At 69.3% G+C, this 1,350-nt stretch carries 1 protein-coding gene; it reads right to left on the reverse strand.

Annotated elements, in window-relative coordinates:
- Positions 1-1,350, reverse strand: a 1,350-nt coding sequence (locus tag ABZS71_RS35635; protein ID WP_356217024.1) for a condensation domain-containing protein, incomplete at both ends; no start/stop codon positions are given.

Consider the following 1,350-nt stretch of genomic DNA (forward strand, 5'->3'; position numbering starts at 1 on the left):
ACCACCTGCGCCTCAAACAACCCACCCAACGTCCCCGCCGGCAACCCCACCCCCGTGTCATTCCACCCCAAAAGCACCTGCTGCCGCTCCGCCTCATCCAACACACCGACCTGGCTCAGCGGCAGATCCGGGCCACCCTCCAGCACCCCTTCCAACACCGACACCAAGTTCTCCGCCGCCGTCACGACCAACGCCGCAACAGCAGCGGGATCCACCGGAGCGACCGCGTCCACGACCAGGGCGATCCTGGCTCCGTCGTCATCGACGGCGATCGACAGCGGGTAGTTGGTGCGCTCCCGGAAATACACCAGCTCGACGCCATCGAGGATCGCGGTCGTCTCACGGTTGAGACCGTTGTTGGGGCGATAGTTGAGCATCGCCGTGAACAGAGGCCTGTCACCCGATACGCCGCTGACCTGCTGCGCCAGCGCAAGCGGTGCGTGCTCGTGCTCGAGCAGAGCAGCCAGCTGACCACGCATCGCGGTGACCGCCGCGACCACGCCGAGTTCATCGACCCGCACCCGCACCGGAAGCGTGTTGATGAACGGGCCGGGCACCCGGTCCGCGCCGGGTCCGGCGTTCATCCGGCCGAGGAGGACGGTGCCGAAGACCACGTCATCGCGGCCACTGACCGCGGAGAGCACCCGCGCCCACGCCACGTGCATCACCGTGGCCGCAGTAGCTCCCAGGCGGCGCGCGACCTCGCGGACCCGGTCGGACAGCTCCGGTGCGAGACCCAGCAGCGCCTCGACGGAATCCATGCCGTCACCGCGCGCGTCCGCGAGTCCGTACGGAGCGGTCGGCTCGTCGACATCGCCCAACAGCTCCGCGAAGAACCGCTCGTGCCTGCCGCTCCGCAGTCCGGCACGCGCCTGTACGGCGAAGTTCCGGAACGGCAGCGGTTCGGCCAGCTCGCCTCCACGGCCGGCGAGGATCGTCTCCACCTCACCGAGCAGAATTTCCAGAGCCGTGTGGTCCTCAACGATGTGGTGCAAGCGCAGCAGCGCCAGCCAGCGGCCACCCCGCGGCTTCGCTGCGATGTGCACCCGGGCGAGCGGGGCCTTCCGGAGGTCCATGGACAGGCCGGCGTCCGTGAGCAGTTGCTCGACGGGCTCGGCGCCGTTCGGGTCCAGCTGCACCTCCGCAACGGGGAGTGCGGCGTCGCGCCACACCACCTGGACCGGCTCCCGCAGCCCCTCCCACGCAATGGCCGTGCGGAATATGTCGTGCCGGTTCAACACCTGCTGGAGTGCGGCGGTGAAGGCGTCCAGGCGGTCACGGGAGTCGAACTCCAGGACCGTCGGGGTCACATAGGTGTCCTCGCCGCCGTCGGCGAGGAGGTGGTGGAAG

Source organism: Streptomyces sp. NPDC005393, assembly GCF_040606675.1.
Classification (GTDB): Bacteria; Actinomycetota; Actinomycetes; order Streptomycetales; family Streptomycetaceae; genus Streptomyces.